General features: G+C 59.7%; 13 protein-coding genes and 1 pseudogene. 6 read left to right on the forward strand and 8 right to left on the reverse strand.

What is annotated here, in order from left to right; all coding sequences use genetic code 11:
- Positions 1 to 8: 8 nt before the first annotated feature.
- Entirely contained in the window at positions 9 to 1,265 is a 1,257-nt protein-coding gene (locus J4E42_RS14595; protein ID WP_223414472.1) for an MFS transporter, read from the reverse strand.
- Positions 1,266 to 1,698: 433 nt separating this feature from the next.
- Between J4E42_RS14595 and quiC the strand changes: the two genes are divergently transcribed.
- Together quiC and J4E42_RS14605 are read left to right on the forward strand one after the other, a co-directional pair.
- Positions 1,699 to 3,600 (forward strand): 3-dehydroshikimate dehydratase QuiC, encoded by a 1,902-nt coding sequence (gene quiC / locus J4E42_RS14600; RefSeq protein ID WP_207285506.1) that lies wholly within the window; start codon positions 1,699 to 1,701, stop codon positions 3,598 to 3,600.
- 102 nt (positions 3,601 to 3,702) lie between these two features.
- Positions 3,703 to 4,380, forward strand: coding sequence for a TetR family transcriptional regulator (locus tag J4E42_RS14605; RefSeq protein WP_008028922.1), 678 nt, complete (start codon positions 3,703 to 3,705; stop codon positions 4,378 to 4,380).
- Between the two features lie 74 nt (positions 4,381 to 4,454).
- On the opposite strand, the gene J4E42_RS14610 is transcribed toward J4E42_RS14605, so the two are convergent.
- The 3 genes from J4E42_RS14610 to J4E42_RS14620 form a co-directional block, all read right to left on the reverse strand.
- On the reverse strand, positions 4,455 to 5,309 hold the full coding sequence (locus J4E42_RS14610) for a shikimate dehydrogenase (RefSeq protein WP_207285507.1): 855 nt from the start codon (positions 5,307 to 5,309) through the stop codon (positions 4,455 to 4,457).
- A gap of 5 nt (positions 5,310 to 5,314) precedes the next feature.
- Positions 5,315 to 5,755, reverse strand: a complete 441-nt coding sequence (gene aroQ, locus J4E42_RS14615) for a type II 3-dehydroquinate dehydratase (protein WP_207285508.1) — start codon at positions 5,753 to 5,755, stop codon at positions 5,315 to 5,317.
- A 140-nt stretch (positions 5,756 to 5,895) separates the two neighbouring features.
- Positions 5,896 to 6,807, reverse strand: a complete 912-nt coding sequence (locus J4E42_RS14620) for a LysR family transcriptional regulator (RefSeq protein WP_008028916.1) — start codon at positions 6,805 to 6,807, stop codon at positions 5,896 to 5,898.
- Between the two features lie 215 nt (positions 6,808 to 7,022).
- On the opposite strand from J4E42_RS14620, the pseudogene J4E42_RS14625 reads away from it, so the two are divergent.
- Positions 7,023 to 7,450: pseudogene (locus tag J4E42_RS14625) on the forward strand (DUF4160 domain-containing protein).
- Positions 7,447 to 7,893, forward strand: coding sequence for a DUF2442 domain-containing protein (locus tag J4E42_RS14630; protein ID WP_207285509.1), 447 nt, complete (start codon positions 7,447 to 7,449; stop codon positions 7,891 to 7,893). The pseudogene J4E42_RS14625 and the gene J4E42_RS14630 overlap by 4 nt, the downstream one beginning before the upstream one ends.
- Before the next feature lie 54 nt (positions 7,894 to 7,947).
- Here J4E42_RS14630 and trmA read toward each other — a convergent pair whose 3' ends face one another.
- A complete protein-coding gene (gene trmA, locus J4E42_RS14635) occupies positions 7,948 to 9,027 on the reverse strand; it encodes a tRNA (uridine(54)-C5)-methyltransferase TrmA (RefSeq protein WP_008040292.1) in 1,080 nt (359 codons plus the stop codon).
- The gene (locus J4E42_RS14640) at positions 9,024 to 10,319 is read right to left on the reverse strand and encodes an NCS2 family permease (RefSeq protein WP_008028910.1); all 1,296 of its coding nucleotides are present in this window, start codon (positions 10,317 to 10,319) and stop codon (positions 9,024 to 9,026) included. The genes trmA and J4E42_RS14640 overlap by 4 nt, the downstream gene beginning before the upstream one ends.
- 222 nt (positions 10,320 to 10,541) lie before the next feature.
- Between J4E42_RS14640 and J4E42_RS14645 the strand changes: the two genes are divergently transcribed.
- Both J4E42_RS14645 and J4E42_RS14650 read left to right on the forward strand, forming a co-directional pair.
- The gene (locus J4E42_RS14645) at positions 10,542 to 10,988 is read left to right on the forward strand and encodes a DUF4879 domain-containing protein (protein WP_207285510.1); all 447 of its coding nucleotides are present in this window, start codon (positions 10,542 to 10,544) and stop codon (positions 10,986 to 10,988) included.
- Positions 10,989 to 11,054: 66 nt separating this feature from the next.
- Positions 11,055 to 11,606 (forward strand): DJ-1 family glyoxalase III, encoded by a 552-nt coding sequence (locus tag J4E42_RS14650; RefSeq protein ID WP_207285511.1) that lies wholly within the window; start codon positions 11,055 to 11,057, stop codon positions 11,604 to 11,606.
- A gap of 6 nt (positions 11,607 to 11,612) precedes the next feature.
- Here J4E42_RS14650 and J4E42_RS14655 read toward each other — a convergent pair whose 3' ends face one another.
- Both J4E42_RS14655 and J4E42_RS14660 read right to left on the reverse strand, forming a co-directional pair.
- Positions 11,613 to 11,900: a HigA family addiction module antitoxin gene (locus J4E42_RS14655; protein ID WP_207285512.1), complete on the reverse strand. Its 288-nt coding sequence runs from the start codon at positions 11,898 to 11,900 to the stop codon at positions 11,613 to 11,615.
- A 13-nt stretch (positions 11,901 to 11,913) separates the two neighbouring features.
- Entirely contained in the window at positions 11,914 to 12,192 is a 279-nt protein-coding gene (locus tag J4E42_RS14660) for a type II toxin-antitoxin system RelE/ParE family toxin (protein ID WP_192228017.1), read from the reverse strand.
- Positions 12,193 to 12,196 lie beyond the last annotated feature (4 nt).

The following is a 12,196-nucleotide window of genomic DNA, read 5'->3' on the forward strand; positions in this document are numbered from 1 at the left end:
GGGGTGTATCAGTTTTCGACTGTAGGAATCTTGCGCGGCGCCATGAAGTACATCCAGGTCAGCGCGATGAAGTACATCGCCGGAATGATGGTGAACAGCACGGTGTAGTTGTTGTTGGTGATGGTCAGAATGTGGCCGACCAACTGGGTCATGAACATCCCGCCGATCGCGGCGCACATGCCGCCGAAGCCGAACACCGTACTCATCATGTGTTTAGGCGTGTAGTCCATCACCAGGCTCCAGATGTTCGCGGTCCAGGCCTGGTGTGCACCGATGGCCAGGGAGATCGCAAACACCGCCACCCACAGGCTGCTCGAACCGGCGGCCATGACCACGCCGATGATGCAGCAGGCGAACAGGAACATCGACATCAGGCGCGCCTTGATCGGGTTGATCCCGCGGCCGATCAGGAACGAGGACAGGATGCCGCCGCCAACGCTGCCGAAGTCGGCAGTGAGGTAGATGATGATCAGCGGGATACCCATCTGGGTCACGTTGATCCCCAGGTTGTATTGCTGATTGAGGAACGGCGGCAGCCAGTACAGGTAGAACCAGAACACCGGCGCGGTGATCGAGTAGGCGAGGGCGAAGGCCCAGGTGCCACGCATGCGCAGGATTTTGGAGAACGGTACGCGGGATTGTTCCGGTTCGACTTCCTTCTGGATGTAGTCCAGTTCCGATTGTTTAACGCTTGGGTGATCTTCCGGGTTGAAGTACTTCAGGCCCCAGAACAGCAGCCAGATGCCGCCCAGCGACGCCATGCACAGGAACGCGGCCTGCCAGCCCCACACATGCAGGATCAGTGGCAGCAGCATCGGGGTGAACATCGCACCGACGTTGGTGCCGGCGTTGAAGATGCCGGTGGCCACGGCGCGTTCGCCGGCCGGGAACCACAACCGCGTGGTTTTCACGCAAGCCGGGTAGTTGGCGGCTTCGGTCAGCCCGAGGATAAAGCGGCAAACCATGAAGCCGACCGCTGACGTGGCCAGGCCGTGGGCGCCGGTCGCCAGGCTCCAGAGCAGCACCGCGCAGAAGAACACGCGCTTCACGCCGACCCGGTCGATCAGCCGGCCTTGCAGCACGAAACCGATGGCGTAGCCGACCTGGAACCAGAAGTTGATGTTGGCGTAATCCATCGCCGTCCAGCTCATTTCCTTGGCCAGGATCGGCTGCATCACGCCCAGTGCGGCACGGTCGATGTAGTTAAGGGTGGTGGCGAAAAACACCAGCGCCAGCATGCCCCAACGGGTCTTGCCGACGGCCATGGCGCCGCGGATCTTGTCGCCGATGCCACCGACGGCAGGAGTCGTGGAGGAACGCTCCACGGGAGAGCTTTGAGAAGGAGTCATGTAGGCCACCGATTATTTTTATGTGGTGTTCTGAGTCTTGGGTCACCGAGACCGATGGTTGTGACCGGACTCAATGTGTAGTGGATGGTGGGCAGTGGACGAAAAATCGTCAATTCGCCAAAGGCCATTGTGTTCGATAATCGCACGGAAAACTAACCGGATAGTACACTTTGAATTGCTGTGCTCGATACTACAGCCAATAATTTACTCCATGAAAAACGCGGTCCCTGTAGGAGCCGGCTTGCCGGCGATGGCGTCCGCGAAATCGCCATCGTCGGAACGCCGCCCGCAGCAAGCCGGCTCCTACAAAACCTCTAACAAGACAGTCTCCACCACCGGGAGTCGAAACATGCAGCGTTCCATTGCCACCGTGTCCTTGAGCGGTACCCTGCCGGAAAAACTCGAAGCCATTGCCGCCGCCGGTTTCGACGGGGTGGAGATTTTCGAGAACGACCTGCTCTATTACGACGGCAGTCCTCGGGAAATTAAACAGATGTGCGCCGATCTCGGGATCGCCATCACGCTGTTTCAACCGTTCCGTGATTTCGAAGGCTGCCGCCGCGACCGCCTGCCGCGAAATCTGGAGCGGGCCGAGCGCAAGTTCGACCTGATGCAGGAACTGGGCACTGACCTGGTGCTGGTGTGCAGCAACGCTTCCGCCGATTCCGTGGGTGATGAGCAAATCCTCATCGACGACCTGCGCCTGTTGGCCGAACACGCCGGTGCGCGTGGCCTGCGAATCGGTTACGAGGCGTTGGCCTGGGGCCGACACGTCAACACCTGGCAGCAGGTGTGGAACATCGTTCGCCAGGCGGACCACCCAAGTCTGGGCGTGTTGCTGGACAGTTTCCACACGTTGTCGCTCAAGGGCGATCCGAGTGCCATCGCCGACATTCCCGGCGAGAAAATTTTCTTCGTGCAAATGGCTGACGCGCCGATCCTGGCCATGGACGTGTTGGAATGGAGCCGGCATTTCCGCTGCTTCCCGGGCCAGGGCGAATTCGATTTGCCGGGGTTCCTCGCGCCGATCATCAAAAGTGGCTACACCGGGCCGTTGTCGCTCGAGATCTTCAACGACGGCTTCCGCGCCGCACCGCCACGGGCCAACGCCGCCGATGGTTTGCGTTCGTTGCTGTACCTGGAAGAGAAGACCCGCGAGCGGCTGGCGCAGGAAACCAAACCCACGGCCAGCCCGGACATTCTGTTCGAGACGCCGAAGGCCAGTGAATACAACGGCATCGAATTTCTTGAGTTCGCCGTGGACGAAAGCCTCGGCGCCAGGCTTTCTCATTGGCTGGAGCGGCTGGGCTTCGTCAAGGCCGGCCAACACCGTTCAAAAAGTGTGAGCCTGATGCGTCAGGGCGACATCAACCTGATTCTCAACTCCGAGCCCTACTCGTTTGCCCATAGCTTTTTCGAAGCGCATGGCCCGTCGCTTTGCGCCACTGCGGTGCGGGTCAATGACAGCGCCAGCGCGCTGGCCCGGGCCGTGGCTTACAAAGGTCAGCCTTATCGCGGACTGGTCGGCCCCAATGAGCTGGAGCTGGCTGCGGTGCGCGCGCCGGATGGCAGCCTGATTTACCTGGTGGACCAGGACGCCGACGTCTACGGCACCGACTTCAATCTGCAACCGACGGAAACGGCCAGCGGTGGCCTCAAGCGCATCGACCACATGGCCATGGCGTTGCCGGCCGACAGCCTCGACAGTTGGGTGCTGTTCTACAAAAGCCTGCTGGATTTCGAGGCCGATGACGAAGTAGTGCTGCCCGATCCGTATGGTCTGGTAAAGAGCCGGGCACTGCGTAGCCGCGACAGCTCGATCCGCTTGCCGCTGAACATTTCCGAGAACCGCAACACCGCGATCTCACACGCGCTGTCGAGTTATCGCGGCTCCGGTGTGCATCACATCGCGTTTGACTGCGACGATATCTTTGCCGAAGTCCGTCGGGCCAAGGAGGCGGGCGTACCGCTGCTGGATATCCCGCTCAACTATTACGATGACCTGGCGGCGCGGTTCGATTTCGACGACGAATTCCTCAGCGAACTGGCTTACTACAACGTGCTCTACGACCGTGATGCCCAGGGCGGTGAGCTGTTCCACGTTTACACCGAGCCGTTCGAAGGGCGGTTCTTCTTTGAAATCATCCAGCGTAAAAACGGCTATGCCGGTTACGGTGCGGCGAATGTGGCGGTGCGGCTGGCGGCGATGGCCAAGTCCCGCAGCGGCGCCGTTCGTCAGGCGAAGTTGTAGCAATTTCGTAAACGCGAGGTTAAACCGCTGCCGCGCGGCTTCCTTCACTGTGCCGTGCGGCTCATAATCGCCAGCCTGTGCAGTGATGGCCGTGAGCCCGCAATGACAATGACATCAGAACTCTCCGTAGCGCCCGACGAACCCTTGGCCGAGCCACGCAAGAGTCGCAAGAACAACCCGGAAAAGACCCGCGAGAACATTCTTCAAGAGGCCATTGTAGAGTTCGTCCAGCAGGGGCTTTCCGGCGCTCGCGTCGATGCGATCGCCGAGCGTATCCACACCTCAAAACGCATGATCTATTACTACTTCGGCAGTAAGGAACAGCTCTACATCGAGGTGCTGGAGAAGCTCTACGGCGATATCCGCAGCACCGAAAACCGCCTGCACCTGGCCGAATTGGCGCCGGTGGAGGCGATTCGGCGGTTGGTGGAATTCACCTTCGATCACCATGATCGCAATGTCGATTTCGTGCGCATCGTCAGCATCGAGAACATTCACAATGCCGAATTCGTGAAGCGCTCCGATGCGATCAAGGCGATGAACAACACCATTCTTGATTCACTTGGCGTGATATTGCGTCGCGGGGCTGAAGAAGGTGTGTTCCGGGCGGGGCTTGAGCCGCTGGATGTGCATCTGTTGATCAGTTCGTTCTGCTTCTATCGCGTGTCGAACCGCCATACGTTTGGTGAGATTTTTCAGATCGACCTGCCGGACGAAAGCATCAAGCAGCGTCATCGAGAGATGATTTGCGAGTCGGTGTTGCGATACCTGCAGGCCTGACGCCTTCGCGGGCGAGCCTCGCTCCTACAGGTTTTGCGTTGATCTGTAGGAGCGAGGCTTGCCCGCGAAGCTTTTCAGCTATTCATGCTTTGAAAATGCGCGAGCATTCGTTGCGCATCCGGCACCACGCCGCTGAACAATTCAAACGCCTTCACCGCCTGAAACACCGCCATGTTGCCGCCATCCAGTGTCCGGCATCCCAAGGCGCGGGCGTTGCGCAGCAGTTCGGTTTCCAGCGGGAAGTACACGATCTCCGCCACCCACAACTGTGGCCTTAGCAACTCCACCGGGACCGGCATGCCAGGCAGTTTTTTCATGCCCATGGGCGTGGTGTTTACCAGGCCGTCAGCCTGAGCCAGCGTGTTCGGCAAATCATGACCCGCCACGGCTCGGCCAGCGCCGAAATGCTGATTGAGATTGTCCGCCAGACTCTGCGCGCGACTGATTTCCACATCGAAAATGCTCAACCGCTGTACGCCTTCGCTCAATAGCGCGTGGGCCACTGCTGCACCGGCACCACCGGCGCCCATCTGGACGACACGCTCAAGGGCAACGCCCTGCAAGCCACGGCGAAAACCTTCGGCAAATCCCAGGCAATCGGTGTTGTGGCCGATGCGTCTGCCGTCCTTCAACACCACCGTGTTCACCGCGCCGATACCGCGGGCTTCCGGCGACAATTCGTCGAGCAGAGGGATGATCGACTGCTTGCACGGAAACGTGATGTTCAGACCGGTGAAGTTCATACGTTCCGCCGCCATCAACAGGTCGGGCAGGGCGCTGCTGTCGAGTTTCAACTGATCTAGATCGATCAGGCGGTAGAGGTAACGCACACCCTGGGCGTCGCCTTCATGTTCATGCAGTGCGGGCGTACGGGACGCCTGAATGCCGGCGCCGATCAGCCCGGCCAGTACCGCGTTGTTCTGAGTCACGGCGTTCACCCTTTCAAGCGCAGGCTGAAATGCTCCAGCGCCAGGCGATAGCCGTGGCTGCCGAAACCGGCCATTACTGCGGTGGCAATGGCTGAAACAAAGGAGTGGTGGCGGAAAGGTTCACGAGCATGGACGTTGGACAGGTGGACTTCGATCACCGGCAATTCGCTGGCGACCAAGGCATCACGAATAGCGACCGAGGTGTGGGTCCAGGCGGCGGGGTTGATGACGATCCCGGCGCAACGGCCGCGGGCGGCGTGAATCCAGTCGAGCAGTTCGCCTTCATGGTTGGTCTGGCGAAACTCCACCGCCAGGCCGAACTCTTCGGCGGCCCGGCCGCACAACGCTGCGATATCCGCCAGGGTTTCGTGGCCGTAAGTTACCGGTTCACGGGTGCCGAGCAGGTTCAGGTTCGGGCCGTTGAGCACCAGAACGATAGGGTTCATCAGGGTCTCTCCACATATTATTTTTGGCATGGGCTGATGCTTCAGCCTGTGGAGATAAATTGTACTAGATGGTTAATTTGGTCAATTGAACAGGCGCCAAGACGGAGGTTTGTGTGCGGTGATCGGACGGTTTCGGCATCTCAACGCGGCAAATGCTCGATCAGAAAATCAATAAACGCCCGTAATCGCAGAGGCACATGGCGGCTTTGCGGGTAAAGCAGGGTGAATGGTCGTGACCGTCCGCCGTAAGGTTTGAGGATTTCCACCAGCGAGCCATCGGCCAGCTCTTTTTCGACGATAAAACGATAGGTCTGGAATAGACCCGCCCCATGTTTGGCCAGGGTCACACCGCCCAGCACGTCGTCGGAACAACTAAGATCGCCCTCGGCGAGAATCTCGCGCTGCACGCCATCGTCGTTGAACAGCCAGGCAATCCGCCGACCGCTGCTGGGCAAATCGTACTGGATGCATTCATGATTTTTCAGGTCGTCCAGGGTTTGCGGCGTGCCCGCGCGCTTCAGGTAATCGGGGCTGGCGATCATCACCAATTGCGCGTCCTCCAGTTGCCGGGCGATCAGCCCGGAATCCGGAATCGCCCGCACGCGGATGGCCAGGTCATAGCCTTCACCGACGAAATCGATGTTGCGATTGCTGATGTGCGACTCGACTTTCACCTGCGGAAAACGCTCCCGAAACGCCGGCAGCAACGGCAGGATCCGGTGATGCGCATACGTCGTGGGAATACTGATGCGCAGGGTGCCGGAAGGCTCTTGCTGCTGGCCCATCACTTCGCGTTGGGCCTCGACCAATTGCGCCAGCGCCTGACGACATTCTTCGTAATACCGGCGCCCGCTATCCGTCAGTTTGACGCTGCGAGTGGTGCGCGCGAACAGCCGCACACCCAAGCGTTCCTCCATGCGCGATACGGAACGACTCACCGCTGCCGGCGTCACGCCAGCGACCAGCGCGGCGGCGGTAAAGCTGCCAGCTTCAGCGGCGAGGCAAAACAGTTCGATGCTGCCGAGCTGAAGATCGTCGAATGTTCGCTGCATGATTGATTACACCGGGGATCAAATGAAGGACTTGATGCAGTGTTTATCAAATTGCGGAAAGGATTGCTTACCATTTTTGCAGCGTATCGCCACGCCCGATGCGAGTTGGAACGCTAGCCTCAAGTTCGGGCGATAACGTGAAGGCTTGCACCGGTTATCGGATTTTCAAGGGAATGACGGGTCATTGGGCTCATTAACCTAACGGATGGGTTAGCATGAAATTGTTCAGCTACAAAGGGCTTTCAATGGTGATCATGTTGCGCGATGAACACTGCCCACCGCATACGCATGTAGACGCCGGAGCCTGGAGCGCACGCTTCAAGTTCTGCTTTTGGCACAACGGCGTAGAGCTGTGGGATGTGGTGCCTCTTCCAACCGGCCACCTGCCGCCGTGCTGGAAGGCTTGCGTCACGCACTCCGACAGCCTGCTCATTTGCGTCGTGCCCGTAAGATCTGGTGGGAAAAGCTGCACACGGTCTGCCTCAATCATCAGATATGGGACTGGCAGACCAGCGAAGTCGCCGTGGTGAAAAGGATTGCCAGTGCGACCAACATGATTTATTCGGCTTGCTATGAGCCCGAGACGAACAAGACCTTGCTGGCGCTGTTTGGCGTTTCGGAGGGTGTGGAGATCAAGTTATGAAATCGATAGAGGCGAAAACACTGGCGGATCGGCCTGTGACAGAAGCCGCGCTGGATACGGCCATCCGTCGTGGGCAAGCGCGTCACAAAGGTGGTTTTCAGGTGACGGCCGTGTCCTTTGTGGAGCCGTGTCTGGCAGTCAGTTTCGTTGATGGCAGTGGGGTGCTGCTGCCGGTGCAGCACTATCCGGAGTTCGATGGATTCGAGGTCGAGGATTTCGCCGACCTGAAAGTCGGTTTTTCCGGAGCCGCCCTCTGCCATGAGGGCAAGGATTTGCATGTATCCATCGCTGGCATGATCTCGGCGAGCAAGCCGCTGATGGACATGGCCGCCTCGGTCATCGCTTCTCGCAATGGTCGCCAAAGCAGCGCCGCCAAAGCGGAGGCGGCGCGAGCCAATGGTCGCAAGGGCGGACGTCCGCGCAAGCCAGAAATCACCGAATGAGCACGCACAAAAAAGCCGTCGAAATGACGGCTGTTTTGTATCGAACGGCTGCAATCAACGCCGGGTCAACAACACCCCGGATTCCATGTGGTGAGTCCACGGGAACTGGTCGAACATTGCGCATTGGGTAATGCGGTGGGTGTCGTGCAACTGGGCGATGTTGGCCGCGAGGGTTTCCGGGTTGCAGGAGATGTACAGGATATTGTCGAAGCGTCGGGTCAACTCGCAGGTGTCCGGGTCCATGCCGGCGCGAGGCGGGTCGACGAAGACGCTGCCGAACTCGTAGCTCTTGAGGTCGATGCCGTGCAGGCGACGGAACGGGCGAACTTCGTTCAGGGCTTCGGTCAGCTCTTCAGCGGACAGGCGCACCAGCGTGACGTTATCCACCGCGTTTTCGCTGAGGTTGCTCAGCGCTGCGTTGACTGAGGTCTTGCTGATCTCGGTGGCCAGCACTTTGCGTACGCGGGTCGCGAGCGGCAGCGTGAAGTTGCCGTTGCCGCAATACAGCTCCAACAGATCGTCGGGACGATCGCCGAGTGCGTCAAAAGCCCAGTTCAACATCTTCTGGTTCACGGTGCCGTTGGGCTGAGTGAACGCGCCTTCCGGCTGGCGGTAGCTGAACGTGCGGCCACCGACTTCAAGTTTTTCGACGACGTAATCGTGGCCGATGACTTCGCGTTTGCCTTTCGAGCGACCAATCACGCTGACGTTCAAGTCGGCTGCCAGCTTCGATGCCGCCGCGTGCCAGTGTTCGTCCAGTGGACGGTGGTAGCACAACGTGATCATTGCATCGCCGGCCAGGGTGGTCAGGAACTCCACCTGAAACAGCTTGTGGCTCAGGGCCGCACTGGCTTTCCACGCGGCCTTGAGCTGCGGCATCAGTTGATTGATGCGCAGGCTGGCAATCGGGAACTCTTCGATCAGGATCGGCGTGCGTTTGTCTTCCTGGGAAAACATCGCGTAGTGACGCTCGCCGGCTTCACGCCACAGGCGGAATTCGGCACGCAGGCGGAAGTTCTTCAGCGGCGAGTCAAATACGGCTGGCTCAGGCGCATCGAACGGGGCCAGCAGGTCGCGCAGGCGCGTGACCTTTTCTTCGAGCTGAACGGTGTAAGCCTGGGAATCAAAAGTCATGCGTTGAACCAACCCAACTTGATCACAAACAGAATCGACAGAATCACCAGCGCCGGGTTCAGCTCACGGCCGCGACCGGACAGCAGCTTGATGGCGGTCCAGGAAATGAAACCGAAGGCGATGCCGTTGGCGATGGAGTAAGTGAATGGCATGGCCAGCGCAGTGACCACGACCGGTGCGGCAACGGTGATGTCGTCCCAGTCTATTTCGGCCAGGCCGGAAGTCATCAGGACTGCGACGAACAGCAGTGCCGGCGCCGTGGCAAATGCCGGAACACTGGCGGCCAGTGGCGAGAAGAACAGCGCCAGCAGGAACAGGATCGCCACCACAATGGCCGTCAGACCGGTGCGGCCACCGGCGCTCACGCCCGCTGCGGATTCGATGTAACTGGTGGTGGTCGACGTACCCAGCAACGAACCGGCCATGGCCGCGGTGCTGTCCGCGATCAGCGCGCGGCCCATTTTCGGCATGTGGCCGTCCTTGCCCATCAGGCCGGCGCGTTTGGCGACGCCGATCAGAGTGCCGGAGTTGTCGAACAGGTCGACGAACAGGAAGGCGAAGATGACGCTGACCAGACCGATGTCCAGTGCACCCTTGATGTCCAGTTGCAGGAAGGTCGGCGCCAGCGATGGCGGCATCGACATCACGCCGCCGAACGGGGTGAAACCGAGGGCAATCGACGCAATGGTCACGACCAGAATCCCGATCAGCACCGCACCGCGCACGGCGAGGGCTTCAAGGGCAACGATCAGGGCAAAACCCAGGGTGGCGAGGATCGGTGCCGGTTGTTTCAGGTCACCGAGGCCGACCATGGTCGCCGGATTGCTGACCACGATGCCGGCGTTGTGCAGGGCGATCAGCGCCAGGAACAGGCCGATACCGGCAGCAATCGCCGAACGCAGCGGCAGCGGGATGCTGTTGATGATCCATTCCCGGATGCGGAAGATCGACAGCAGGAAGAAGCACACTGCCGAGATGAATACCGCGCCCAGCGCCACTTGCCAGGTGTGGCCCATGTGCAGGACCACGGTGTAGGTAAAGAAGGCGTTCAGGCCCATGCCCGGTGCGAGGGCGATCGGGTAGTTGGCGATCAGGCCCATGGTCGTGGAGCCGATGGCGGCTGCCAGACAGGTGGCGACAAACACCGCACCTTTGTCCATGCCGGTCTCGCCGAGGATGCTCGGGTTGACGAACAGAATGTAGGCCATGGCCAGGAAGGTCGTGACGCCCGCAAGAATCTCGGTCCGCACGTTGGTGTTGTGTGCCTTGAGTTGAAACAGCCTTTCCAGCATGTCTGCTCCCCGTGGCGCGCCCGGCGCCGTGAATGTATCGACCTCAACAGCAAAGCACAGACCGCTGCAGGCGCCTGGTAATTTTCTGTGGGTCGGAAAAAGCCGCGCATCATACCAGCCGCGTGGGGTTGTGGCTGCTTATGGTGGTGATCGTCGTCGATGTTTTGCGTTAAAGCCAAGTGCGCCATACTGCGCGCTGGTTTTGGGGGACATGGGGATTGCATGAAAAAGCGTCTGGTTAACGTATTTGGAGTATTGATTGCCTTGATGCTGGGGGCGCAAACCGCTTCGGCTGCCTCGGCGGCGCCGTTGAGCCAGGTCAAGGTGCTCAAGGTCGAGTCGCCAGCCTGTGGGTTTGAAGACATTGGCGAGGGGCAGGAGGCAACACGCTGCGATCACAGCGGGCCGAGCATCAAGATCTACGTGCTGGAAGTCGGCTATGGCCGCAAGGCGCAAGTCGGGCTGGACGGTTTTGATGTGGACGGCACCCGAACCCCGATCTGCGCCTTTGATAACGGCAACCTGACCGATTGCACCGTCGGCAGAAAAACCGTGGGCTATCTGTATGTCTTCGATCTGGCCGGCAAGCAAGAAGGCACGTTCACCTTCAGCAACACGTCCATCAATGCGCCGGGCAACACGCTGTCGACGCAGCTTTACATCAAGTAACGGCCGGCTCGAACAAGGGTCAGGAAAGCTGACTACGCTTTAAAGATCATCCTGTGGATTGCGCCCATGACCTTTAGAGCCCTGATTACCCTCGCCGAGGGCATCGATGACCTGCAAACCGTGACGCTGATCGATGTGCTGCGCCGCGCCAAGGTTGAAGTGGTGGTGGCCAGCATCGAGGGCCGGCGCATGCTCACCTGTGCCCGCGGCACCCGCGTGACGGCCGATGCAATGCTGGTGGATTTGCTGGCCCAGCCGTTCGACCTGGTCGCGCTGCCTGGCGGTGCCGTCGGCGCGCAACATCTGGCAGGCCATCAACCCTTGCAGCAATTGATCAAGGATCAGGCGGCAGCCGGCCGTCTGTTCGCCGGCATCGCCGAAGCCCCGGCCCTGGCACTTCAGGCCTTTGGCGTCCTGCGTCAACGGCGGATGACGTGCCTGCCGACCGCTAGTCATCAACTGTCGGGTTGCAACTTCGTCGACCAACCGGTGGTGGTCGACGGCAACTGCGTGACCGCTCAAGGTTCAGGCGGCGCTTTGGAGTTTGCCCTGACACTGGTGGAACAACTTTGCGGCAAGGCCATGCGTGCGACGGTGGCGGGGGAGTTGATGGTTTAGAACGTGTCAGGCGTGGACTGCGAGGGGTTTGATGACCGGTTGCTCCCGCTGCTCTGCTTGCCAGAGATCGTAGTCGGTCTGAACCCCTAGCCATATCCGCGCCTTACCAATTCCGGCCCGCTCCAGACGGACTGCCAGGTCTGGACTGATCGGCGCATGGCCATGCAGCACCCGCGAAAGGTGAGGGCGTGCAAACCCCAAATGCCGGGCAAGTTCCGTCACGCTGATGCCCAGTTCGGGCAGGACGTCCATCAACAGTGTTTCGCCAGGGTGTGGCGGGTTGTGCATGGGCATGTCCTGCCTCCTGTCAGTGGTAGTCCAGATAGTCGACCAACTCGATATCCGAACCGATAAAACGAAAAATAACCCGCCAGTTTCCTGAAACGCTCAGTGCCCAGAACTCGGCCAATTCGCCCCTGAGCGGGTGTAATCGCCATCCCGGTAGATCGAGGTCACCCGGTGCCATTGCGCGGTCCATGAATTGCAGCATCCGAGACAGACGCTTTGCATGGTCTGCCCGGATTCCACGCGTCGAACCTGTTTCATAGAAACCGCGAAGGCCTTTGTGCTGAAAGGATTTGATCATGGGT

The sequence above is a fragment of the Pseudomonas sp. FW300-N2A2 genome (genome assembly GCF_017351735.1).
GTDB classification, from domain to species: domain Bacteria; phylum Pseudomonadota; class Gammaproteobacteria; order Pseudomonadales; family Pseudomonadaceae; genus Aquipseudomonas; species Aquipseudomonas migulae.

Coding starts and splice junctions, on each gene's coding strand:
- J4E42_RS14630 (WP_207285509.1), top strand. CDS start 7,447: ATGAAATCGATAGAGGCGAAAACACTGGCGGATCGGCCTGTGACAGAA.
- J4E42_RS14620 (WP_008028916.1), bottom strand. CDS start 6,807: ATGCAGCGAACATTCGACGATCTTCAGCTCGGCAGCATCGAACTGTTT.
- J4E42_RS14650 (WP_207285511.1), top strand. CDS start 11,055: ATGACCTTTAGAGCCCTGATTACCCTCGCCGAGGGCATCGATGACCTG.
- J4E42_RS14605 (WP_008028922.1), top strand. CDS start 3,703: ATGACAATGACATCAGAACTCTCCGTAGCGCCCGACGAACCCTTGGCC.
- trmA (WP_008040292.1), bottom strand. CDS start 9,027: ATGACTTTTGATTCCCAGGCTTACACCGTTCAGCTCGAAGAAAAGGTC.
- J4E42_RS14660 (WP_192228017.1), bottom strand. CDS start 12,192: ATGATCAAATCCTTTCAGCACAAAGGCCTTCGCGGTTTCTATGAAACA.
- J4E42_RS14595 (WP_223414472.1), bottom strand. CDS start 1,265: ATGGCCGTCGGCAAGACCCGTTGGGGCATGCTGGCGCTGGTGTTTTTC.
- aroQ (WP_207285508.1), bottom strand. CDS start 5,755: ATGAACCCTATCGTTCTGGTGCTCAACGGCCCGAACCTGAACCTGCTC.
- J4E42_RS14645 (WP_207285510.1), top strand. CDS start 10,542: ATGAAAAAGCGTCTGGTTAACGTATTTGGAGTATTGATTGCCTTGATG.
- J4E42_RS14655 (WP_207285512.1), bottom strand. CDS start 11,900: ATGCCCATGCACAACCCGCCACACCCTGGCGAAACACTGTTGATGGAC.
- J4E42_RS14640 (WP_008028910.1), bottom strand. CDS start 10,319: ATGCTGGAAAGGCTGTTTCAACTCAAGGCACACAACACCAACGTGCGG.
- quiC (WP_207285506.1), top strand. CDS start 1,699: ATGCAGCGTTCCATTGCCACCGTGTCCTTGAGCGGTACCCTGCCGGAA.